Source organism: Nocardia concava NBRC 100430 (assembly GCF_000308815.1).
GTDB classification, from domain to species: domain Bacteria; phylum Actinomycetota; class Actinomycetes; order Mycobacteriales; family Mycobacteriaceae; genus Nocardia; species Nocardia concava.
In genome coordinates this window covers 17,241-38,049 of record NZ_BAFX01000147.1, presented here as the reverse complement: position 1 = coordinate 38,049, position 20,809 = coordinate 17,241, and the positions used below count along the sequence as shown (strand labels likewise).

The window sequence follows — 20,809 nt, the reverse complement described above, 5'->3', positions numbered from 1 at the left end:
CCGCCTGGCGCGCGCCGGTATTCACCTTCGCGTCGGCATTGGCGGGATTGGGTAGCTTGCGAGTCGCGTCCGGATTTTCGGGGCGCTGGGGCGGCGGCCCCTGACGTCTAGGGGGCTGACCGCCCTGTGGGCCGCGCGGCGGCTGACCCTGCGGACCGCGCGGCGGCAGGCTGCCACCGGAGACCGGGCCGCGCTGCGGACCACCGGGTCCCGGGACGGGACGACCGCCCACGGGCTGGCGTGCCCCGGGCGGCGGGCCTGCCGGTCGAGGCGGGGGGTAGCCGCCGGGGCCGGGTTGCGAACCGCCACGGGGGCGGCCGCCGTGCGGTCCGTCGTCATAGGGCGATGTCACAGCCTGGCTCTCCAATAACTCTCGGTACGTCCGGTTTGGCTCGATGCGGTCACGCGTTGCACCGCGACGGGCATGGTCGTGCCCGCTGTTCAGCAGTCGACGTGGCCTCTCACTCGGCGGCCGTGCGACGGGCGCCGGTGCGGCGGCGACCAGTCGGTGCGGGCGCTAGGCCCAGCACATAGGACTGCACCAGATGATTCCAACTGCAGGTCCGGCACACCTCGACCACATGCACCGAGAACTCCTCGCGGGCCTCGGCCATCCGGACCAACTCCTCCGGCGTGCGGGCGGAGCCCGAGGCGGGCCCGAGCCCGTCGCCGTAGACCCACGATACGAGAGTCAGCTGCTCTTTCCTGCAGATAGGGCATGTGACCTCGCTCCCCCGCCCGTGGAACTTCGCCGCACGCAACAGGTACGGATTCGCGTCGCAGACCTCCGCGACGGCGACCCGCCCCGCATAGACGTCGGCCAGCAGCGACTTACGCCGAAGCGCATAGTCCACTACCTGCCTCTGTATTCGCACGCGACCCAGAGTACTTGCGGCCCCCGACCGCCCGCACGCCCCAAGGCGACTCTCACGGAATCTCCACAAGGGATTGGGGGTCCGGGGGCCGGGCCCCGGACCCCCTGTTGTGCCTGTGGTCCGAGGCGCGGGCCTCGCAAAGTGCGCGGCAACTATATCGGCGCGATATAGTTTGGAACTGCATCCATCGGTTAGGTCTGAACTACACAGTCAGGAGGTGAAGCCCGGTGCTGGAACTGGCGATCCTCGGGCTGCTCCTCGAATCACCGATGCACGGCTACGAGTTGCGCAAGCGGCTCACCGGACTGCTCGGCCCCTTCCGGGCCTTCTCCTACGGGTCGCTGTATCCGACCCTGCGGCGCATGCAGTCCGACGGCCTCATCGCGGAGGAGAGTCCGCAGGGATTGGCCACCCGCCGTGCGCGGCGGGTCTACCAACTGACTGACCCCGGCCGCGAGCGGTTCGCCGAATTGCTCGCCGACACCGGGCCACAGAACTACACCGACGACGGCTTCGGCGTTCATCTGGCCTTCTTCAGCCGCACCCCCGCGGAAGCGCGGATGCGAATCCTGGAGGGGCGGCGGAGGCAGGTCGAGGAGCGCCGAGAAGGACTGCGGGAAGCGATAAAACGCGCCAGTGGGCAACTGGACCGCTATACCCGCCAGCTCCATCAACTCGGTCTCGAATCAAGCGAGCGCGAAGTGCGCTGGCTCAACGAGTTGATTGCTGCGGAGCAATCGACGAAGGCGGCACCACAGAAAGAGGGAAATATCGGCCATGAGTGACATCAATCAGGCTGGCGGAGCCACCGAAGTTCGCGTGGCCATCGTGGGTGTGGGCAACTGCGCATCCTCCCTGGTTCAGGGCGTGCACTTCTACAAGGACGCACCCGCGGATTCCACCGTTCCGGGTCTCATGCACGTCAAGTTCGGCCCGTACCACGTGCGCGATGTGAAGTTCGTCGCCGCGTTCGACGTGGACGCCAAGAAGGTCGGCTTCGATCTCTCCGATGCGATCTTCGCCAGCGAGAACAACACCATCAAGATCTCGGATGTGCCGCCGAGCGGAATCTCCGTGCAGCGCGGTCCGACCCTCGACGGCATCGGCAAGTACTACGCCCAGACCATCGAGCTGTCTGACGCCGAGCCGGTCGACGTGGTCAAGGCGCTGAAGGACGCGAAGGTCGACGTCCTCGTCTCCTACCTTCCGGTCGGTTCTGAAGAGGCCGACAAGTTCTACGCGCAGTGCGCCATCGACGCGGGCGTGGCCTTCGTCAACGCGCTGCCGGTGTTCATCGCCTCCGACCCGGTCTGGGCCCAGAAGTTCGTCGACGCGGGCCTGCCCATCGTCGGCGACGACATCAAGTCCCAGGTCGGCGCGACCATCACCCACCGCGTGATGGCCAAGCTGTTCGAGGACCGCGGCGTCGTGCTGGACCGCACCTACCAGCTCAATGTCGGCGGCAACATGGACTTCAAGAACATGCTCGAGCGCGAGCGGCTGGAGTCCAAGAAGGTCTCCAAGACCCAGGCCGTGACCTCCAACCTCGAGGGCCCGCTGGCCGGCAAGGTGCACGACCGCAATGTGCACATCGGCCCGTCGGACTACGTCGAGTGGCTCGACGACCGCAAGTGGGCCTACGTCCGGCTCGAGGGTCGCGCCTTCGGCGACGTGCCGCTGAACCTGGAGTACAAACTCGAGGTGTGGGACTCGCCGAACTCGGCGGGCATCATCATCGACGCGGTGCGCGCGGCCAAGATCGCCAAGGACCGCGGTATCGGCGGACCGGTCATCCCGGCCTCGGCGTACCTGATGAAGTCCCCGCCGAAGCAGCTCGCGGACGACGTCGCCCGCGCGCAGCTGGAAGCGTTCATCATCGGGGCTGAATAACTCTCATTGGCTCTCAGGGGGCTTCGCCCCCGAACCCCCGATGAGATCGTGGGGGCGCTGCCCCCACACCCCCGAAACAACAAGGGCGGCATCGCGATCCATCGCGATGCCGCCCCTGCTTTTTCGACGTCAGTCGAGGGAGACGTACACCTCGACGGAGGTGGGGCCGGTGTAGCGCTCGATCTCGGCGGTGTGCGAGCGGGTGATCGTGCCCGCGTTCTCCGCCTTGGCGACCTTGGCCCACGCGGTGCGGAGCAGGTCGTAAGGCTTGTCGGAGACAACGAATTTCGCGTATCGGCCCGCGGGGATGCGGGTCACCACGTCACCGGTGTCGAGGGTGCTCAGGCCCGAAAGTTCGTATCCCAGAACGGCTACCGCGTGATCGTTCTGGCCGATGTAGGCCGCGACGCGTTCGGCCTTCTTCTCGCGGGCCAGGTAGCGGTCCCAGGTGAAATTGACCAGATCCAGGTCGCGGGCGGTGACCTCGCGGCCGGCCAGGGGGATGGTCAGACCGCCGACCAGGAAGTCCTCCAGGGTGACGATTTCGAAGTCCACAGCTCTCCCCTACCCCTCCGTGCTCGGATCGAGCGCGACGAAAACCTCCACCGTCCGGTTGTCCGGATAGTGTTCGAAATCCCCGGTGTACGCGCGCACCAGGGTGCCGGCCGCCTCGAGGTCCCAGACCGTGCGCCAGATCGACACGATGATGTCGCCGAGATTGTCGCCACTGCGAATGAAGCGGGCGAATTTGCCGGCGGGGATACGGGCGAGTACATCGCCCGGCAATAGGTCATCCAGCTTCTTACATTCGTATCCGACGATATGCGTCAGATACGAACCGATCTCGGGTGCGTGATCGACATACGCGGTCGCGGGCGGACCGGGCAGATCGCGTGCCAGATTTCGTTTCCAGGCCTCCTCGACCTTCGCGCGGCGCGGCCCTTCGACCGCGAGTGCCGGGCTGCGTAGCACCGTTCCGGCTACCAGCGTTTCGTGGCGTTCAACGACATTGAAATCCACCGGCGTCGCCCCTATGTCTCGTGCTGTCTCCGACCCCACCCTGCTCCCAACCCGCATCCTGCCACCGATTCCCGGAGTCATAGAAGCCGGTGGCAGGCTCCACCATATCCGTGGCACCCACCTGATGGGCACAGTAGCCACGAAACATGATCAACTGTCCCGCCTCCCCGAGCCTTTAGCGGGCGGCCGAGAGCCGTCGGCGTCGTGCATCCGTGCCGGCGGTTGGGAGCCGAACCAATTTTGGACGTACCCGGCGAGTTACCCCGGTCGTCACAAATCAGTTGTCGCCTTGGCATACGCCCCCTATCCGGGCACAGGAATGCTGAGGCCGGGGAAGATTTCTACTTCCTTCGGCGTCGGGGCCGGGGGGATCACCAGGACCGGTTCTTGTTGGGGTGGCTGGGGGCCGGGGTTGAGGATGTCGTAATTGCCGTTGGCGGGAGGCATTCCGGCGATTTGCTCGGGATTGGGGAATTGGTCCACGGGGGTGCCGTCGAGGGCGCCGTCCATGGTTTGTTTCCACAGGTCGGCGGGCAGGCCGGAGCCGTAGATCGCCGCGCCGCGCGAGGTCCGGATGGGTTGGGACTGTTCGGTTCCCACCCAGACGGCGGTGGCCAGGGACGGGGTGAAGCCGACCATCCAGGCGTCCTTGTTCTGGCCGGAGTCGCCGAGCTGGGTGGTGCCGGTCTTGGCCGCCGACGGGCGGCCGCCGGCGAGGTTGTGGTTGTTGGAGTAGGCGGCGATCGGGAGCATGGCCTGGGTCACCGTGTCGGCGACGGCGGATTGGATGCGCTGCTCGGACTTGCGCGGGTCCTTGGCGCGGTCGAGCAGCACCCGGCCGTCGCCGGTCATCACCTTCTGGACGAAGTAGGGCGCGCGGTAGGTGCCGGAGGCGGCCAGGGTGGCATACGCCGAGGCCATGTCGATGGGGCGCACCGAGTACGCGCCCAGCACGATGGCGGGCAGCGGCGCCGCGCCGTCCTCGGTGAGGGTCTTGCCCGGCACGCCCGGGATCTGGTCGGGGATGCCGGCCTGATGTGCCGCGTTGGCAATGGCTTTCGGGCCCTCGAACAGGGTCTGGGTCAGGCGGTAGAAGCTGGTGTTGAGCGAGCGCTTGAAGGCCTCGCCCAGCGAGCAGGTGCCGCAGGACTCGCCGCCCACGTTCTGGATCTTCTCGCCGTTCACGGTCAGCGGTGCGCTGTCGAGCTTGTAGGACAGTGGAATTCCCTGCTCGAGTGCGGCCAATACTGCGAAAGTCTTGAAGGCCGAACCGGTTTGCAGCGGGGCCTGCGCGAAGTCGAAGCCGATGCCGTCGGGTCCGCCGTAGTAGGCGCGCACCGCACCCGAGCGCGGGTCGACCGACACCACCGCGGTGCGCAGCTCGCCCGGCTGCCCGCCCAGCACATTGCCGACCGCGTTCAGCGCGGCCTGCTGCGCCTTGGCGTCGATGGTCGTGATGATCTGCAGCGCACCGGTATTCAGCTCGTGCTCGCTGATCCCGGAGGCGCGCAGTTCGCGCAGCACCTGGGCGCGGATCAGGCCCTCGGGGCCGCGCGGGGTGCTGTCGTCCACCTCGGTGACCGGGACGATGTCGGGGAAGGTGGTGGCGGCGCGCTCGTTGTGGTTCAGCACGCCCATCTGCACCATGCCGTCGAGCACGTAGGCCCAGCGGGCCTTCAGCTGGTCGAGGTGGTTCTCCGGATCCAGCAGCGAGGGCGTGCGGATCACCGAGGCCAGCACCGCGCCCTCGGCCAGCGTCAGTTCCGGCGCGGACTTGGCGAAATAGGCCTTGGCCGCCGCCGAGATGCCGTACGCGCCGCGACCGTAGTAGATGGTGTTGAGGTAGGCGGCGAGGATGTCGTCCTTGCTCCATTCGCGGGCCATCTTGGCGGAGATGATGAGCTCGCGCATCTTGCGGCTCAGCGTGCGTTCCGAACTCAGGAAGGCGTTCTTCACGTACTGCTGTGTGATCGTCGAGCCGCCGCCCGCGTCGTCGCGGCCGAGCAGATTGTCGCGGGCCGCGCGCAGGAACGCCGAGGTGGAGTAGCCGGGATTGGTGTAGAAGTTGCGGTCCTCGGCCGAGAGCACCGCCAGCCGCACCGGCTCGGGCACGTCGCTGAGCGGCACCGGCACCCGATTGCCTTCGGGCGGAACGACCTTCGCGATGACGGTATTGCCGTCGGAGGTCAGGATGGTGGCGATCTGGTTGGTCTGCACCGCGTTCGGGTCCGGGATCTCGGCGCTCCAGTACGCGATGCCCATGAGCGTGGTCGGCATGACCACCAGGACCAGGAACAGCGCCAGCAATAATCGGCGGATGCGCTGGGCGCGGCCGCGGCGCGGACGCGGCGAGGCCTCGGGCTGTTTCGGGGCCTTGGGCGGTTTGGGCCGCCGCCGTGGTCGGCTGTGTGAGGCGTGTCCCTGTCGCCGCGCGGCGGCGTTCGCCAGCTCGTTCCAGCCTGTCGCGGCGCCGTACGCCGGTTCCCCACGACGTCGCTTGCGGGACGAGCTCACGAGCATCTCCTTCCGGAGCGTCGACAAAGCTTGTGACAGGTGACGCCGTAGACCCTTCCACGGCGCGACCCATGCTAATCGACGTAGGGGAGCGTCCCTAGCTCTTCACGCCGCCGGCGGTGAGGCCGGAGATGATGCGGCGCTGGAACAGCAGCACCATGATCACCAGCGGAATGGTGACGATGGTTCCGGCGGCCATGATGGCGGTGTAGGGCTGCACCAGCGGGTTGTTGCCCGAGAAGCGGGCGACCGCGACCGTCACCGGCTCGGTCTTATCGCTGGAAAGCAGTCGCGCCAACAGGTATTCGTTGACCGCCGCGATGAAGGCCAGGATGGCGGTGGTGAACACCGCCGGGGCCGCCAGCGGCAGCATGACCAGCCGGAAGGCCTGGAATCGCGACGCGCCGTCGATGCGCGCGGCCTCCTCGAGCTCCCACGGGAGCTCGGTGAAGAACGAGGCCAGGATGTAGACGGTCATCGGCAGCACGAACGAGATGTTCGGAATGATCATGGCCTGGTAGTGGCCGATCCAGCCCAGGTCGGTGAACAGCTGGAACAGCGGGGTCACCAGCACCACCACGGGGAACATGGAGGCGGACAGGATGAGTCCGGACACCACGTACTTGCCCTTGAAGGTGAGCCGCGCCAGCGCGTAGGCGGCCATGATGCCGATCAGCAGCGCCACCACCGTGGTGGCCGCGCCGATGATCACGCTATTGCCCAGGGCGCGGCCGAAGTCGTTGCCGCGGCTGGTGTCGAAGGCGTTGCGGAAGTTCTCCAACGTCATGTGGGTGGGCCACGGGGTGTTGTCGAAGGTGTACGCCGGGTCGCGCAGCGCGGTCACGACCATCCAGTAGAACGGGCCCAGGCCCCACACCAGCACGATCAGTGCGCCCAGGTAGACGCGGCCGGAGGTCAGCCGCCTACCCAGCGGAACCGATTGGCGGGCGGGCTTTTTCGTGGTCTCGACGACAGTGCTGCTCATCAGTGCGCCTCCCGCTGTGCTTCCTGGGTGCGAACGGCGTTGGCGCCCAGGACCTTCACCAGGAAGAAGGCCACCATGAAGATGAGCAGGAAGGTGATCACCGACAGGGCCGAGGCGCTGTTGGGGCCCTGGCGCACCTGATCCACCACCAGCATGGAGATGGTCCGGGTGGCCGGGTTGGACTGGGTCATGATCGCGGGCAGGTCGTACATGCGCAGCGCGTCCATGGTGCGGAACAGAACCGCCACCAGCAGAGCGGGTTTCAGCAGCGGCATGGTGATGTGCCAGAAGCGCTGCCACGCGGACGCGCCGTCCACGCGTGCGGCCTCGTACACGTCGTCCGGAATCACCTGCAGCCCAGCGAGAATCAGCAGCGCCATGAACGGGGTGGTTTTCCACACGTCGGCGGCGATGACCGCGAAGCGGGCGGGCCACGGGTCGGCGGTCCACAGGATGTGGGTGCCCAGGACCCGGTTGACCACGCCGTCGTACTGGAACATGAACTCCCACAACCGCGCCGTGACGGCGGTGGGGATGGCCCACGGGATCAGTACGGCCGCGCGCAGCAGGGCGCGACCCTTGAAGGTCTTGCCCATGATGACGGCCATGCCCAGACCGATGGTGGCCTCGAGCGCCACCGTCACCACCGTGAACAGCAAGGTGACGCCGATGGCGGTCCAGAACTGGGAGCCCAGATTGCCGGTGGGGCAGTCGACGGTCTCGCCGAGTCCATTGGTGCACTGCTGCAGCAGCCAGTGCGTGTAATTGCTGAATCCGGCGCCGCCGCCCTCGACGAACATGCCGGTGGACTTGTCCAGGCCGGAGTCCTGCTGAAAGGACATGATCACGGCCCGGACCACCGGGTAGCCGACCACCACGGCCAGCGCGAGCAGCACCGGCGTGACGAACAGCCAGGCCCGAGCCGAAACGCCCAGCGGTTTACGCGCGCGTTTCGGCTTACGGTTCTGTGGTGCTTGGGATTTCACGATCGACTCCGTGCGGTCGGGCGACGCGACATCGGTCGCTCCCGAAGGACGTGACACCTTATCTCTTCTCCTACGGGACCAACTCGTCGTCGAGCACGCCCTACGATCCGGCGGTCTCGATGCCCTTCTGCATGCCAGTGATGGCGTCGTCGACCGACTTGTTTCCGGTCAACGCAGCATAGGCGTTGTCCTGGATGGCCTTCGACACCGCCGGGTAGAACGGGGTGACCGGACGCGGCACCGCGGAGGCGATGGAATCCTTGAGCGCGGGCAGGTACGGCATCTTGGCGATCAGGGCCGGATCGTCGTACACCGAGGCGCGGACCGACGGCAGCGCGCCCGAGGCCACGATGTGCTGGGCGTCCTCGCCGATCAGGAAGCGCAGGAACTCCAGCGCGGTGGCCTTGTTCTTGGAGAAGGCGCTGATGGCGGCGTTGTAGCCACCCAGGGTCGAGGCGCCGATGCCGTCCTTGCCGGGCAGCGGGGCGACCCCGAACTTGTCCTTCACCGCGGAGGCGTCGGAACCGGCGTCACCGAAGGACGACGGCCAGCCACGCATGAACAGGAGCTTGCCGGTGACGAAGGCGTTCTGCGACTCCGGCTCCTTGAAGGAGATGGCCTCCTTCGGGATGTCGCCGTTCTTGTAGGCGTCGACCAGCGTCTGCAGACCGGCCTTGGCCTGCGGGCTGTTCACGGTCGGGGTCTTGCCGTCGGGGCCGACGAAGCTGCCGCCGAAGGCGTTGATGACCTCGGCGGTGTTCACGGTCAGACCCTCGTAGGGCGCGAATTGCCCGGCGTAGCAGCCGATTCCGGCCTCCTTGGCCTTCGGGCAGTCGTTCAGCAGCTCGGCCCAGGTCTTGGGCGGCTCGGTCACCAGGTCCTTGCGGTAGAACAGCAGACCGCCGTTGGTGTTGCGCGGGGCGGCGTAGAGGGTGCCGTTGTAGGTGGCCGAGGCGACCGGCGGCGAGAGCAGGGTGGAGGTGTCGATGTTGAAGGTGTCCTTCAACGGCTGGATCCAGCCCTTGGCCGCGAACTCCGCGGTCCACGGCACGTCCAGGGCGACCACGTCGTAGTCCGAGGCCTTGGCCTGCATGTGCTGCTTGAGGTCGTCGTACTGCTGGGAGGCGTCGTTGGACTGCTCCTTGAACGTCACCTTCTCGTCCGGGTGCAGGGCGTTCCAGCGCTCGATGAGCTGCTTGACCGCGCCGGTCTCGGTGGTGTCCTTGCCCTCCACGTAGGTGATCGGGCCACGGCCGGTGAGGTTCTCCGACGTCGAGTTGGATTTGCTGCCGCTGCTCGAGCAGCCGGTGGCGAGAGTCGCCGTCAGCAGGGCCGCCGATGTCACGGCCAATGCGGCACGCGGAACCAGCGTCGATCGTAGGGACGACACCATCTTCAAAGCCATCGCGGATACTCCAGGGTCGAGACGTGAGCGGCGGCACACCCAGCCGGTTGCACAAGGGAAGATACATGGTGGACGTTCCGCGCGCGGGGACTACCTGGTCACTCGCGCGTGACCACGGGATCGTCGGTGCAGCTAGGCTGTCGTGCGATGCCTTCTCAGGACAAGATGCTCACCAGGATCGGCGGACTGCTGCGGCAGGCCGAATCGACCGACAACGAGCATGAGGCCGAGGCCTTTCTGGCCGCCGCGCAGCGGCTCGCGACCGGATCGTCGGTGGATCTGGCGGTGGCGCGGGCACATATCGCCAATCGCGAGCGGCGGCCCACGCCGACGCAGCGGGTGATTCCGATCGGCGAGGCCGGAAAACGCGGGCTGCGAACGTATGTGCAGCTGTTCGTGGCGATCGCGGCCGCCAACGACGTGCGCTGTGATGTGGCGCGCAGCTCGACGACGGTGTACGCCTACGGATTCGACACCGATATCGACACCTGCGAGGCGCTGTACACGAGCCTGCTGATCCAGATGGTGCGGGCCTCCGACCAGTACATCAAGTCGGGTGCGTACAAGACCGCCACCACCGAGAAGGTCGTGGTGGAACGGCGGTACGGGCGAAAGGTCCAGCGGCCCGTACAGGTTCCGGTCGCGGCGGTGACGGCGCGGCTGAACTTCCAGATGGCCTTCGCCTCCCGCATCGGCCGCCGGCTCGCCGAGGTCAAGGCGGATGTGGAGAACGAGGCCGTCAAGGCCGACGCCGATGAATCCGTGCCCACCGGAACGGCACTCGCGTTGCGCAACAAGGAACTCGAGCTCACCGACTTCTACTCCCGCACCTCGGAGGCTCGGGGGACGTGGAAGGGGCCGCAGGCCTCGGCCGGGTACTCGGCGGCCGCGCGGCGGGCCGGTGACCGGGCGGGCAAGGCGGCGCGGCTGGGGGATTCGACGGCGCTGGGTGGCCTGCGGGGGCAGCTGCCCCGCGGCGCGGGCGAATAGCGAACGCGCGCATGGCGGTACGGGATGCGCAGCGCTCCCGCGTGTACGACGCCGAGGGGCTGGTGCGCGGCATGTTCGATCGCGCCGACGAATTCGGGGTGCGGACCGTGGAATTGCACGGCTCGCACCTGACGCTGCCGATCGAGCGGCGGTTCGCGTCGGTGGAATCGGTGCAGGCGTATGCGGATCGGGTGTTGGCGCTGAATTGGGTTCGCGCGCAGTGGGATCGGGCCGGGGTCGCGGTCACCGTGCGGGCGCGGAGCGGGGCGAAGGCGGCCCACTACGAGACCGAGGAAGCCGTGCTGGCCGTGCCGCTGCACGTGGGCGGAACCGCCTGGGCACTGCGGGAATTGGTGATCCTGCACGAGCTCGCCCATCACCTGGAACCGGAGTCGGGTGCGGTCGCGCCGCACGGGCCCGAATTCTGTGCCCGCTACCTCGAATTGGTGGACGGCGTCATCGGGCCGGAAGCGGCTCTGCTGCTGCGGACCACGATGTATTCGTGCGGCGTGCGTATCGCCTGATCAGGGCAGTAACTTGCGCACGCGGGCCAGCCGCTGCCGCCACCAGTCGACCCGCTCCCGGTCCGGGTGGCGGTAGCGGTCCAGCAGTTCGGGATCCGGTGTGGGGGCGCCGCGGGGGACCGTGAGATAGCCGTCGACCGGGCGCAGCGGATCGGTCACCACATCGCCGGTAAGCAGCGACAAAGTGTCCAGGCCACAGGCGAAATCGAGGTGGGGGAGAGCACCCGCGAGGGCGACCTGCGCGGCCAGGCCGACGCTGGTCTCCAGGGCCGACGACACCAGGCACGGCAGCCCGGCCGCCTCGGCGACCTCCAGCGCGCGCCGAACCCCGCCCAGCGGAGTGCATTTCAGCACCGCGACATCGGCCGCGCCCGCCACCGCCACCCGCAGCGGATCCTCCGCGCGGCGAATGGACTCGTCCGCGGCGATGCGCACCTCGACCCGCTTGCGCACCTCGGCCAGTTCCTCGACGGTCCGGCAAGGCTGCTCGACATACTCCAAACCGCCTGCGGCCCGGTCGATCAGCCGGATCCGCTCCACCGCGGTGACCACATCCCACACCGCGTTGGCGTCGACCCGCACCGCCCCGTCCGGACCGAGCGCGTCGCGCACCGCGGCCACCCGCTCCAGATCCTCGGCCAGCGAATCCGGATGATCGGCCACCTTCACCTTGGCGGTCCGGCATCCGGACGCGGCCACGATTTCGCGCGCCCGCTCGGGTCCCACCGCGGGCACGATGCAGTTGACCGGCACCCGATCCCGAACGGGCTCCGGCCATCCCACGTTCGCCTGCTCCACGGCCGTGGCCAGCCACGCCGCCGCCTCCCGGTCGTCGTACTCCGGGAACGCGCAGAACTCACCCCACCCCCGCGGCCCCGGAATCAACATCCCCTCGCGCACGGTGATCCCCCGGAACCGCGTCCGCATCGGAATCGCGTAGACCACCGCCGACCCGAAGTCCACCCCGTCACCGCTGTCGCTCACGTTCACGAACCCTACCCACCGCCCGATTCCCTAACGGGTGGCGGCGCGGCCCACGCGCCGTCACAATCCGAAGGAAGCCGATCCCGGTTTCCTGCACACGCGCCTTGGGGGAGACCGCAATCATGAACCCGCCCAACGAGCCCCGCCGCCCCGGCCCGGCTCCCCGCGACCAGGCGCGTCCCGGCGCTCCGCAGTGGCCGCAGGCCCCGGCACCCGCACCGGCCGACGATCTCGCGGGCATGGCAGGGCCGACCCTGCCGGGTGGTGGCCGTCAGAATCCACCGCCGCCTGCGCCGCCCCGGGCTCCGTCGCCCGGCGGGGTGGATACGGCGGGTCCGACTATGCCGAAGGGAGGCCGCCAGAGTCCGCCGCCCCCAACGCCACCCCAACCCCCGAGCGGTCCGCCCGGTGCCCCCCGGCGCGGCCCGGTAGATACGGCGGGTCCGACCATGCCGAAGGGAGGCCGCCAGGCTCCACCTCCGCCCGTGCCGCCCGCGCCACCCAGCGGTTGGCCCGGTGCGCCGCGGCCGATCGGAGGTGGCGCGGATCCGTATCCCTCCGGCGGTCCGTCACGCCCGCAGCCGCAAGGTGGTTGGCAGCAGGGGAACCCGGGCGTGGACAACGCGCCGATGCCAGTTGGCGGGGACGACCAGCTGACGATGCCGTCGAAGCTTCCTCCCGCGGAGGCGGCTGCTGCGGCGTTGCCGAAGGATGTGGGGGAGCGGAAGCCGGTGCGGCGCAAGGATGTCGCGGTGGCGGCGGGGCTGTATCTGGTGGGGGTGGCGGTGGCGTTCGCGTGGGCCTATGACCTGTTCGCGAAGTTGTTCGATCTGGTGCACAACCGGTGTACGGCCAAGAAGGACTTCTCGGTGCAGTGCGTGGTGATCAGGCCGCCCGCTTCGGCGTTGTGGGGGTTGCTGATCGGTGGCGGCGGGATGTTCCTGGCGCTGGTGGGTGCGATGGTGCTGGCGTCGGTGGCGGCCATGACGGGGCGGCGGGCCTGGATCTGGACCGCTATCGCGTTGCCGCTCATCGCGATCGCGGGCGGCGCGGGGCACATTCTGGTGGCGACCGCGATCAATTGATCGCGCACCCGGGGATTGGCATGCTGGAAGGGTGGCCGGATGGAGGCGGCTGCCGATCACGGTCGCGGATTTCGTTGCCACCGTGTTGATCTACGTCGGAGCGTGCGCTGCGGCCTGGGCGGTGGCGGGCTTCGTGCCGGAGTACGCGCGTATGTTCCCGGCCGCGGCCGATACCCGCAGGCTCGCCCCGGCTTACGCCGTGGCTTGGGCGGGAATCGCCCTGACGCTCATGGTGGTTCCGCTGTGGACGCTCCACGCCGTGTACCTCCGCCAGCGCGCGTGGTCCACCGCATTGGTGGCCTTCCCGCTGCTGGCGGAGGCGTGGGTACTCGGTCTGCTGACCGCGATGGTGGTGATGTCCTAGCGCGGTCGAGCGTTGATCAGAGGCGTTCGTAGATGGTGGCGTTGGCCAATCCGCCCGCCTCGCACATGGTTTGCAGGCCGTAGCGGGCGCCGCGGTCGTGCATGGCGTGGACGAGGGTGGTGGACAGGCGGGCACCGGACGCGCCGAGCGGGTGGCCCAGGGCGATGGCGCCGCCGTTGACGTTCACCTTCGAAAGGTCGGCCCCGGTTTCCTGCGCCCAGGCCAGGACCACCGAGGAGAAGGCCTCGTTGACCTCGAACAGGTCGATGTCGTCGAGATCGAGTCCGGCTCGGCGCAACACCTTTCGAGTCGCCGGGATGACGGCGGTCAGCATGAGCAGCGGGTCGTCACCCGCGACGGCGAAGCTGTGCAGCCGGGCAAGCGGGCGCAGACCGAGCTGGGCGGCGCGTTCACTGGTCATGATCAAGGTGGCGGCGCTGCCGTCGTTGATCTGGCTGGCATTGGCGGCGGTGATGTTCCAGCCGATCTGCGGGAACCGGGCCGCCATCGCCTCGTCGTAGTAGGCGGGACGCAACCCGGCCAGCGTCTCCAGGGTGCTGCCGACCCGGATGCCCTCGTCGTAGGAGAGTCCGCCGTAGGGGGCGATCTGGGCCTCGAAAGCGCCGTCCTTGGTTGCGCGGGCGGCCTTTTCGTGGCTGGCGAGGGCGAACTCGTCGAGCTGGGTGCGGCTCAGCCCCCACTTGGCGGCGATGAGTTCGGCGCTGATGCCCTGCGGCACCAGCCCCTCGGGATAGCGTTCGGCGAAGCCGACCCCGGCGATATCCTCGGCCCCGATCAGGTTGGCCCCCATGGGAACCCGGCTCATGGACTCCACGCCCGCCGCCACCACGATGTCGTAGGCCCCCGCGATGACGCCCTGGGCGGCGAAGTGGATGGCCTGCTGGCTGCTGCCGCACTGCCGGTCCACGGTGGTGGCCGGCACAGATTCCGGATACCCGGCAGCCAGGGCCGCGCGCCGGGTCAGGTTCGAGCCCTGCTCGCCGACCTGGGTGACCACGCCCCCGATCACATCGTCGATCAGTGCCGGATCGATCTCGGTGCGGCGCACCACCTCCCGCAGGCTGTGGGCGAGCAGGTCGGCGGGATGGACGCCGTGCAGCGCACCGGTCGCCTTCCCCTTGCCGATCGGTGTGCGGACCGCTTCGACGATGACTGCGTCTCTCATGACGTTCCTTCCAGCAGCTGGCTTCGTTGCTCTATAGCCAGCGTAGGAGCTGGCCATAGTGGGGGCAAGTCAGCATCTGTATGATGTACGCCATGTCGGCCGTGATGGAAGGAAAGCTCAGCGACCTGAGCGCGTGGAAACCCGAGGACTGCTCGATCGCCAAGGCGATGGACATCGTGGGCACCCGCTCGGCGGTGCTCATGCTGCGCGAGGCGTACTACGGGACGACACGGTTCGACGGATTCGCCGCGCGGGTGGGAATCACCGACGCCGCCGCCTCGACGGCACTGCGGAAACTCGTCGAGGCCGGGCTGCTGGAGAAGCGGCCGTATCAGGAAGAGGGCAAGCGCACCCGGCACGAATACGTGCTCACCCCAATGGGTTTGGATCTGCTGCCCGCCGTGGTCGCGCTGTGGCAGTGGGGCGACAAGTACCTGCAGGACGGCACCGCGCCCCTGGAGCGGCTCGAAGACTCGACCGGTGACCCGGTGCGGGTGGAACTCCGCAGCGCGTCGGGAAACCAAGTGCCACTGGAGAATCTGCGGGTCCGCGTAAATGACGAATGGCGGCGGAAGCACCGCCGCCATTCGTGAGATTCGCCCGTCAGTTCAGGCGACGCCCATCCTCCGGATGGAAGAAGTACGTGTGATCCGCGTCGGCGACCAGGGCCAGGCGGGTGCCCTTGGCGGGCGGGTTGCGCCAATCCGCGCGCGCCACAATGGTTTCCCCGTCACCGAGGGTGCGGCCGTAGATGTAGGCGTCGGAGCCCAGCTCCTCGACCACATCCACCTCCATGCCGATGCCCGCGCCGTCGCCGACCGCCTCCAGGTGCTCGGGCCGGATGCCGACCACGACGGTGCTGCCGGTGGCAGCGTCCACCGAACGCGGCAGCGGCAGCGGGCAGCCGCCGAGAATGACCGCGCCGTTGGACACCGGCAGGGTAAACAGATTCATGGCGGGGGAGCCCATGAAGCCCGCGACGAACAGGTTGGCCGGGTTCCGGTACAGGTCGCGCGGTGAGGCGCACTGCTGCAGCAGCCCGTCCTTGAGCACCGCCACCCGGTCGCCCATGGTCATGGCCTCGACCTGGTCGTGGGTGACATAGACGGTGGTGGTGCCGAGCCGACGCTGCAGCTGGGCGATCTGGGTGCGGGTCTGCACGCGCAGCTTGGCGTCCAGGTTGGACAGCGGCTCGTCCATGAGGAAGACCTGCGGCTGGCGCACGATGGCGCGGCCCATGGCCACGCGCTGACGCTGACCGCCGGACAGCGCCTTGGGCTTGCGGTCGAGGTACGGCTCGAGATCGAGCAGCTTGGCCGCCTCCAGGACGCGCTGCTGGCGCTCCTCCTTGGACACCTTGGCCATCTTGAGCGCGAAGCCCATGTTCTCCGCGACGCTCATGTGGGGGTAGAGCGCGTAGTTCTGGAACACCATGGCGATATCGCGTTCCTTGGGTTCGGCGTTCGTGACGTCCTTGTCCCCGATCAGGATTCGGCCGTCACTCACCTCCTCCAATCCGGCGAGCATGCGCAGCGAGGTGGATTTGCCACAGCCCGACGGGCCGACGAGAACCAGGAATTCGCCGTCGGCGATCTCCAGGTTCAACGCGTCGACGGCGGGGGTGGTCGCGCCCGGGTACAGGCGGGTGGCCTGGTCGAAAGTCACCGTTGCCACGGTTTAACACTTCCCTTCACCGGCAGGAACGTGCCGGACGATCCGTTGTAGAGGGTCGGCCCGGAGCTTAGCCGAGGGGCAGAATGGGCCGCAGTGATCACCGAGACCAGGGAGCACCAAATGACCGTTCGTATCGGAGTCCAGCTACAGCCCCAGCACGCGCCCGACTACGGATTGATCAGGGACGCGGTGATGCGGTGCGAGGACGCCGGGGTGGACATCGTCTTCAACTGGGACCACTTCTATCCGCTCTACGGTGACCCCGAGGGCGCGCATTTCGAGTGCTGGACCATGCTGGGCGCGATCGCCGAGCAGACCGAGCGGGTGGAGATCGGGGCGCTGGTCACCGGCGGCGGCTACCGGAATCCGGATCTGCTGGCGGATATGGCGCGCACCGTGGACCACATCAGCGGCGGGCGGCTGATTCTCGGTATCGGCGCGGGCTGGTTCGAGAAGGACTACGACCAGTACGGCTACGAATTCGGCACGGCCGGAAGCCGTCTCGCGGGGCTGAAGGACGCCATGGCCCGCATCACCGACCGCCTGGCCAAGCTGAATCCACCGCCGGTGCGCGACCTCCCCATCCTGATCGGCGGCGGCGGTGAGAAGAAGACGCTGCGGCTGGTCGCCCAGTACGCCGACATCTGGCACAGCTTCTCCGATATCGAGGTGCTGCGGCGCAAGATCGGCATTCTGGGCGAGCACTGCGCCGAGGTCGGCACCGATCCCGCCGCCATCGAGAAGTCGGTGGCGTGGCCGGGCCTGGATCAGGTGGACGGCTACGCGGCCGCGGGCGTGACCCTGTTCACCGTCGGCACCGGCGGACCGGACTACGACCTGACCCGCGTCCTGGAGGCCGTGGCCTGGCGTGACCGACACAATCAAGGCTGAGGTGTGACGCGCGCCGAATCCGGGTGAGGGTAACTCTGGATTCGCAAACCGCCCCTACTAGGGTGGTTTGTCATGGTTTCCTTGCGCCCGGTCGCGCCTCGGCGTCAATGGCTGGCACTCGCGGGAGTTTTGCTGATCGGTCTGCTCGGCACCGTCACCCTCGGTGCGGGCGGCGCGTCGGCCGATGATCGCGATCTGTGTTCGCCGCCGGGGCTGGCCGCCGCGAGCGCCGCGCCGACCAATCTGGCGTCCGGACAGCAGAACGCGGGGGCGGATCGCTTCACCACCGCCACCACCGTTCCGCTGGACAAGATCGACATCAGCAAGCTGGGCCTGCTCACGCCCGGCAAGCTGAGCGTGGGCACGCTCTCGGACGCGCCGCCGAGCATCTGCGTCAACTCCAAGGGCGTGTTCACCGGCTTCGACAACGAGTTGCTGAAGGCTATCGGCGCGAAACTCGGCCTGCAGGTGGAGTTCACCGGCACCGAGTTCGCGGGCCTGCTGGCCCAGGTCGCCAACAACCGCTTCGATCTGGGCTCCTCGAGCATCACCACCACCGACGCGCGGCGGCAGCTGGTGGACTTCACCAACGGCTACGACTTCGGTTACTTCTCGCTGGTGGTGCCGAACGGCAGTGCCATCAAGGGCTTCTCGGATCTGCACCGCGGCAATCGGGTCGGCGTCGTGCAGGGCACCGTGCAGGACGAGTACGTCGTCAACGAACTGCACCTGGACCCGGTGAAGTTCCCCGACTACAACACCGCCTACGCCAACCTGAAGTCCGGCCAGATCGACGCCTGGGTGGCGCCCTCGCAGCAGGCCATCGGCGCGATCAAGCCGGGCGATCCGACCTCGATCGTGCAGAACACCTTCAGCGTCAACAACTTCACCGCCTGGGCGGTGCGCAAGGGCAATCAGCCGCTGACCGACGCCCTCAATGCCGGGCTGGACGCGGTGATCGCCGACGGCACCTACGCCAAGCTCTACGAGAACTGGGTGCCGCGTGAGCTGCCGCCGGGCTGGAAGCCCGGTTCCAAGGCCGCCCCGATGCCGCAGCTGCCGGACTTCGACAAGATCGCGGCCGAGAACGCGGGCAACAAGACCGACAACAGCGCGGTCGCGCCGAAATCCACGCTGCGGCAGTTGAAAGACACGTTCTTCGACTGGTCGTTGTACCGCAAGGCCTTCCCGGACCTGTTCAAGACCGGTCTGCCCAATACCCTGATCCTGGCGCTGGTTTCGGGCATCCTCGGCACCGTGATCGGCATGCTGCTCGCGGTGGCGGGCATCTCCCGGACGCGCTGGTTGCGCTGGCCCGCACGGGTTTACACCGATATCTTCCGCGGCCTGCCCGCCGTGGTGATCATCCTGATCATCGGCCTGGGCGTGGGGCCGGTGGTCAAGAACCTCACCGGCAACAACCCGTACTGGCTGGGCGCGGTGGCGCTGGCGCTGCTGGCGTCGGCCTATATCGGTGAGATCTTCCGCTCCGGCATCCAGTCGGTGGAGCCCGGGCAGCTGGAGGCCGCGCGCGCCATCGGATTCGGCTACCACCGGGCCATGGCGCTGGTGGTCATCCCGCAGGGCGTGCGCCGGGTGCTGCCCGCGCTGATGAACCAGTTCATCGCGCTCATCAAGGATTCCTCGCTGATCTACTTCCTGGGCCTGCTGGCCAGCCAGCGCGAACTGTTCGCGGTGGGCCGGGATCTCAACGCGCAGACCGGGAATCTGTCGCCGCTGGTGGCGGCGGGCCTGGTGTACCTGCTGCTGACGGTGCCGCTCACGCACCTGGTCAACTACATCGACAAGCGCATGCGCGACGGTCGCCCGCCGGCGCCCGAGGACCCGGTCGAACAGGCCGTCATCACGGAAGGGCGTGGAGCATGAGTGCCTCCCTCACCGGCACCGGCCTGCGATTGACGCTGGGCCGCAACGAGATTCTGCGCGGTGTGGACGTGCACGTGGACGCGGGCAAGACCACCACGGTGATCGGCCCGTCCGGTTCGGGCAAGTCCACGCTGCTGCGGGTGCTCAACCGGCTGCACGAACCCGATGCCGGCGACATCCTGCTGGACGGCAAATCGGTGCTGGCCGAGAATCCGGACCGGCTGCGCCAGCGCATCGGCATGGTGTTCCAGCACTTCAACCTGTTCCCGCACATGACGGTCGCGGACAATGTCGCGCTGGGTCCGCGCAAGCTGCACGGGCTGTCCAAGGAGCAGGCGCGCACGCTGGCGGTGCAGCAGCTGGAGGCGGTGGGGCTGGCCGGGAAGGCCGATGCGCGCCCGGCCAATCTGTCGGGTGGCCAGCAGCAGCGTGTGGCCATCGCGCGGGCGCTGGCCATGAAGCCGGACATCATGTTCTTCGACGAGGCCACCTCGGCATTGGACCCCGAACTGGTGAAGGGCGTGCTCGCCCTCATGGCCGAGCTCGCCGAGGGCGGCATGTCGATGATCGTGGTGACCCACGAAATGAGCTTCGCCCGTTCGGTTTCCGACCAGGTGGTGTTCATGGATCACGGCCAGGTTGTCGAAACCGGTACGCCGGAGCAGCTTTTCGACAGCGCCGAAACCCCGCGCCTGCGGCAGTTCCTCTCCCAGGTGCTTTAGACAACTCTCGGACTCTCAGGGGTACCCCCTGAAACCCCAAGGGACGGAACGGTCAGCTGCTGCCGCGCCCGCTGCCGCTGAACGGCATATTGGCGTAGCCGGCGAAATCGCCCTGGGCGCCGTTGTAGACGTTGAGGTCCACACCGGCGGCGATGCCGTTGATCGACCCGGAATCGGTGGTCTGCCAGAAGGTCCAGGCGGGCCACCCGCCGGGCACCTCGGGCTGGTCATTGCCGCGATAGTCGGCGATCCACAGCGGGTACGAGGTGAACTGGTTGGTATCGGCCATGGCCGTCTGCCAGAAGCGCGGATAGGTGTAGATGATCGGCCGGCGACCGGTCAGGGCCTGCACGGTATTCAGATACCGGTGGGTCCAGTCGATGAGGGCGTCCGGTGGCAGCCCGCCGGAATCCTCCAGATCCAGCACCGGCGGCAGGTCCAGCAGGCCGTTCTGGCCCAGCACCATGGCCGAATAGAAGGCGGCCTGCAGTTCCGGCGGCAGGTTCGGGCGCGCGAAATGGTATGTGCCCCGGGCGACTCCGGCCACTCGCATGGCCAGACTGTCCTGCACGAAGTAGGGGTTCACGTAGTTGAGGGCCTCGGTGGCCTTGAGCATGGCGAACTGGTATCCGGCCGCGCGGACGCCGAACCAGTTGATGCCGCTGCCGCCGGGGTGCTGATACGAGGCCACATCCGGGCCCTGGATATCGGCGCTCGCCACCCCGGCAGGGGTTGCCAAGAGAATGCCAGCGGTCGCGGTAACTACCACTTTCATCAGGCTTCGTCCGGTCATGCCGGAAAAGACTATTCCGACCAGTCGCTATAGC

21 protein-coding genes and 1 pseudogene are annotated in these 20,809 nt (G+C 67.9%); 10 read left to right on the top strand and 12 right to left on the bottom strand.

Annotation, left to right across the window (positions count from 1 at the left end; genetic code table 11):
* Window positions 1–352: pseudogene (locus ON43_RS45975) on the bottom strand (hypothetical protein); the annotation flags it as partial.
* 109 nt (window positions 353–461) lie between these two features.
* Window positions 462–875, bottom strand: coding sequence for a DUF5318 domain-containing protein (locus tag ON43_RS34340; protein ID WP_083913931.1), 414 nt, complete (start codon window positions 873–875; stop codon window positions 462–464).
* A gap of 227 nt (window positions 876–1,102) precedes the next feature.
* On the opposite strand from ON43_RS34340, the gene ON43_RS34335 reads away from it, so the two are divergent.
* Together ON43_RS34335 and ON43_RS34330 are read left to right on the top strand one after the other, a co-directional pair.
* Window positions 1,103–1,660, top strand: coding sequence for a PadR family transcriptional regulator (locus tag ON43_RS34335; RefSeq protein ID WP_040814273.1), 558 nt, complete (start codon window positions 1,103–1,105; stop codon window positions 1,658–1,660).
* Complete coding sequence (locus ON43_RS34330) at window positions 1,653–2,765, top strand: inositol-3-phosphate synthase (protein ID WP_040814272.1); 1,113 nt, start codon at window positions 1,653–1,655, stop codon at window positions 2,763–2,765. The genes ON43_RS34335 and ON43_RS34330 overlap by 8 nt, the downstream gene beginning before the upstream one ends.
* Before the next feature lie 129 nt (window positions 2,766–2,894).
* Here ON43_RS34330 and ON43_RS34325 read toward each other — a convergent pair whose 3' ends face one another.
* The 6 genes from ON43_RS34325 to ON43_RS34300 all read right to left on the bottom strand — a co-directional run bounded on the left by ON43_RS34325 (window position 2,895) and on the right by ON43_RS34300 (window position 9,675).
* Entirely contained in the window at window positions 2,895–3,320 is a 426-nt protein-coding gene (locus ON43_RS34325; protein ID WP_040814271.1) for a GyrI-like domain-containing protein, read from the bottom strand.
* 9 nt (window positions 3,321–3,329) lie between these two features.
* Window positions 3,330–3,785: a GyrI-like domain-containing protein gene (locus tag ON43_RS34320; RefSeq protein ID WP_040814270.1), complete on the bottom strand. Its 456-nt coding sequence runs from the start codon at window positions 3,783–3,785 to the stop codon at window positions 3,330–3,332.
* A 303-nt stretch (window positions 3,786–4,088) separates the two neighbouring features.
* Window positions 4,089–6,305, bottom strand: coding sequence for a transglycosylase domain-containing protein (locus ON43_RS34315; protein WP_040814268.1), 2,217 nt, complete (start codon window positions 6,303–6,305; stop codon window positions 4,089–4,091).
* A gap of 91 nt (window positions 6,306–6,396) precedes the next feature.
* On the bottom strand, window positions 6,397–7,284 hold the full coding sequence (locus ON43_RS34310; protein WP_086008086.1) for a carbohydrate ABC transporter permease: 888 nt from the start codon (window positions 7,282–7,284) through the stop codon (window positions 6,397–6,399).
* A complete protein-coding gene (locus ON43_RS34305) occupies window positions 7,284–8,270 on the bottom strand; it encodes a carbohydrate ABC transporter permease (RefSeq protein WP_040814266.1) in 987 nt (328 codons plus the stop codon). Before ON43_RS34305 ends, ON43_RS34310 begins: the two co-directional genes overlap by 1 nt.
* A 100-nt stretch (window positions 8,271–8,370) precedes the next feature.
* Window positions 8,371–9,675: an ABC transporter substrate-binding protein gene (locus tag ON43_RS34300; protein ID WP_040814265.1), complete on the bottom strand. Its 1,305-nt coding sequence runs from the start codon at window positions 9,673–9,675 to the stop codon at window positions 8,371–8,373.
* A gap of 147 nt (window positions 9,676–9,822) precedes the next feature.
* Between ON43_RS34300 and ON43_RS34295 the strand changes: the two genes are divergently transcribed.
* Together ON43_RS34295 and ON43_RS34290 are read left to right on the top strand one after the other, a co-directional pair.
* Entirely contained in the window at window positions 9,823–10,665 is an 843-nt protein-coding gene (locus ON43_RS34295; RefSeq protein ID WP_040814263.1) for a DUF2786 domain-containing protein, read from the top strand.
* Between the two features lie 11 nt (window positions 10,666–10,676).
* Entirely contained in the window at window positions 10,677–11,189 is a 513-nt protein-coding gene (locus ON43_RS34290; RefSeq protein WP_040814261.1) for a TIGR04338 family metallohydrolase, read from the top strand.
* On the opposite strand, the gene ON43_RS34285 is transcribed toward ON43_RS34290, so the two are convergent.
* On the bottom strand, window positions 11,190–12,173 hold the full coding sequence (locus tag ON43_RS34285; RefSeq protein ID WP_281033405.1) for an o-succinylbenzoate synthase: 984 nt from the start codon (window positions 12,171–12,173) through the stop codon (window positions 11,190–11,192).
* 629 nt (window positions 12,174–12,802) lie between these two features.
* On the opposite strand from ON43_RS34285, the gene ON43_RS34280 reads away from it, so the two are divergent.
* The gene (locus ON43_RS34280; protein WP_157514280.1) at window positions 12,803–13,258 is read left to right on the top strand and encodes a hypothetical protein; all 456 of its coding nucleotides are present in this window, start codon (window positions 12,803–12,805) and stop codon (window positions 13,256–13,258) included.
* A 31-nt stretch (window positions 13,259–13,289) separates the two neighbouring features.
* Entirely contained in the window at window positions 13,290–13,622 is a 333-nt protein-coding gene (locus ON43_RS34275) for a hypothetical protein (protein WP_040814257.1), read from the top strand.
* Between the two features lie 16 nt (window positions 13,623–13,638).
* On the opposite strand, the gene ON43_RS34270 is transcribed toward ON43_RS34275, so the two are convergent.
* Window positions 13,639–14,808, bottom strand: coding sequence for a thiolase family protein (locus ON43_RS34270; protein ID WP_040814256.1), 1,170 nt, complete (start codon window positions 14,806–14,808; stop codon window positions 13,639–13,641).
* 92 nt (window positions 14,809–14,900) lie between these two features.
* On the opposite strand from ON43_RS34270, the gene ON43_RS34265 reads away from it, so the two are divergent.
* Window positions 14,901–15,401, top strand: coding sequence for a winged helix-turn-helix transcriptional regulator (locus ON43_RS34265; protein ID WP_040814291.1), 501 nt, complete (start codon window positions 14,901–14,903; stop codon window positions 15,399–15,401).
* A 10-nt stretch (window positions 15,402–15,411) separates the two neighbouring features.
* Here the strand turns inward: ON43_RS34265 and ON43_RS34260 are convergent, their stop codons facing one another.
* On the bottom strand, window positions 15,412–16,482 hold the full coding sequence (locus ON43_RS34260; RefSeq protein WP_040814254.1) for an ABC transporter ATP-binding protein: 1,071 nt from the start codon (window positions 16,480–16,482) through the stop codon (window positions 15,412–15,414).
* A gap of 120 nt (window positions 16,483–16,602) precedes the next feature.
* Here ON43_RS34260 and ON43_RS34255 point away from each other — a divergent pair, with 120 nt between their 5' ends.
* The 3 genes from ON43_RS34255 to ON43_RS34245 all read left to right on the top strand — a co-directional run bounded on the left by ON43_RS34255 (window position 16,603) and on the right by ON43_RS34245 (window position 19,982).
* Window positions 16,603–17,373 carry an LLM class F420-dependent oxidoreductase gene (locus tag ON43_RS34255; RefSeq protein ID WP_040814252.1) on the top strand — a complete coding sequence of 257 codons (771 nt, stop codon included), beginning with the start codon at window positions 16,603–16,605 and terminating at the stop codon, window positions 17,371–17,373.
* 72 nt (window positions 17,374–17,445) lie between these two features.
* Window positions 17,446–19,260 (top strand): ABC transporter substrate-binding protein/permease, encoded by a 1,815-nt coding sequence (locus tag ON43_RS34250; protein ID WP_051179618.1) that lies wholly within the window; start codon window positions 17,446–17,448, stop codon window positions 19,258–19,260.
* Window positions 19,257–19,982 (top strand): amino acid ABC transporter ATP-binding protein, encoded by a 726-nt coding sequence (locus ON43_RS34245; protein ID WP_040814250.1) that lies wholly within the window; start codon window positions 19,257–19,259, stop codon window positions 19,980–19,982. The genes ON43_RS34250 and ON43_RS34245 overlap by 4 nt, the downstream gene beginning before the upstream one ends.
* 52 nt (window positions 19,983–20,034) lie before the next feature.
* Here the strand turns inward: ON43_RS34245 and ON43_RS34240 are convergent, their stop codons facing one another.
* Window positions 20,035–20,775 carry a glycoside hydrolase family 25 protein gene (locus tag ON43_RS34240; RefSeq protein WP_051179617.1) on the bottom strand — a complete coding sequence of 247 codons (741 nt, stop codon included), beginning with the start codon at window positions 20,773–20,775 and terminating at the stop codon, window positions 20,035–20,037.
* Window positions 20,776–20,809: the final 34 nt, after the last annotated feature.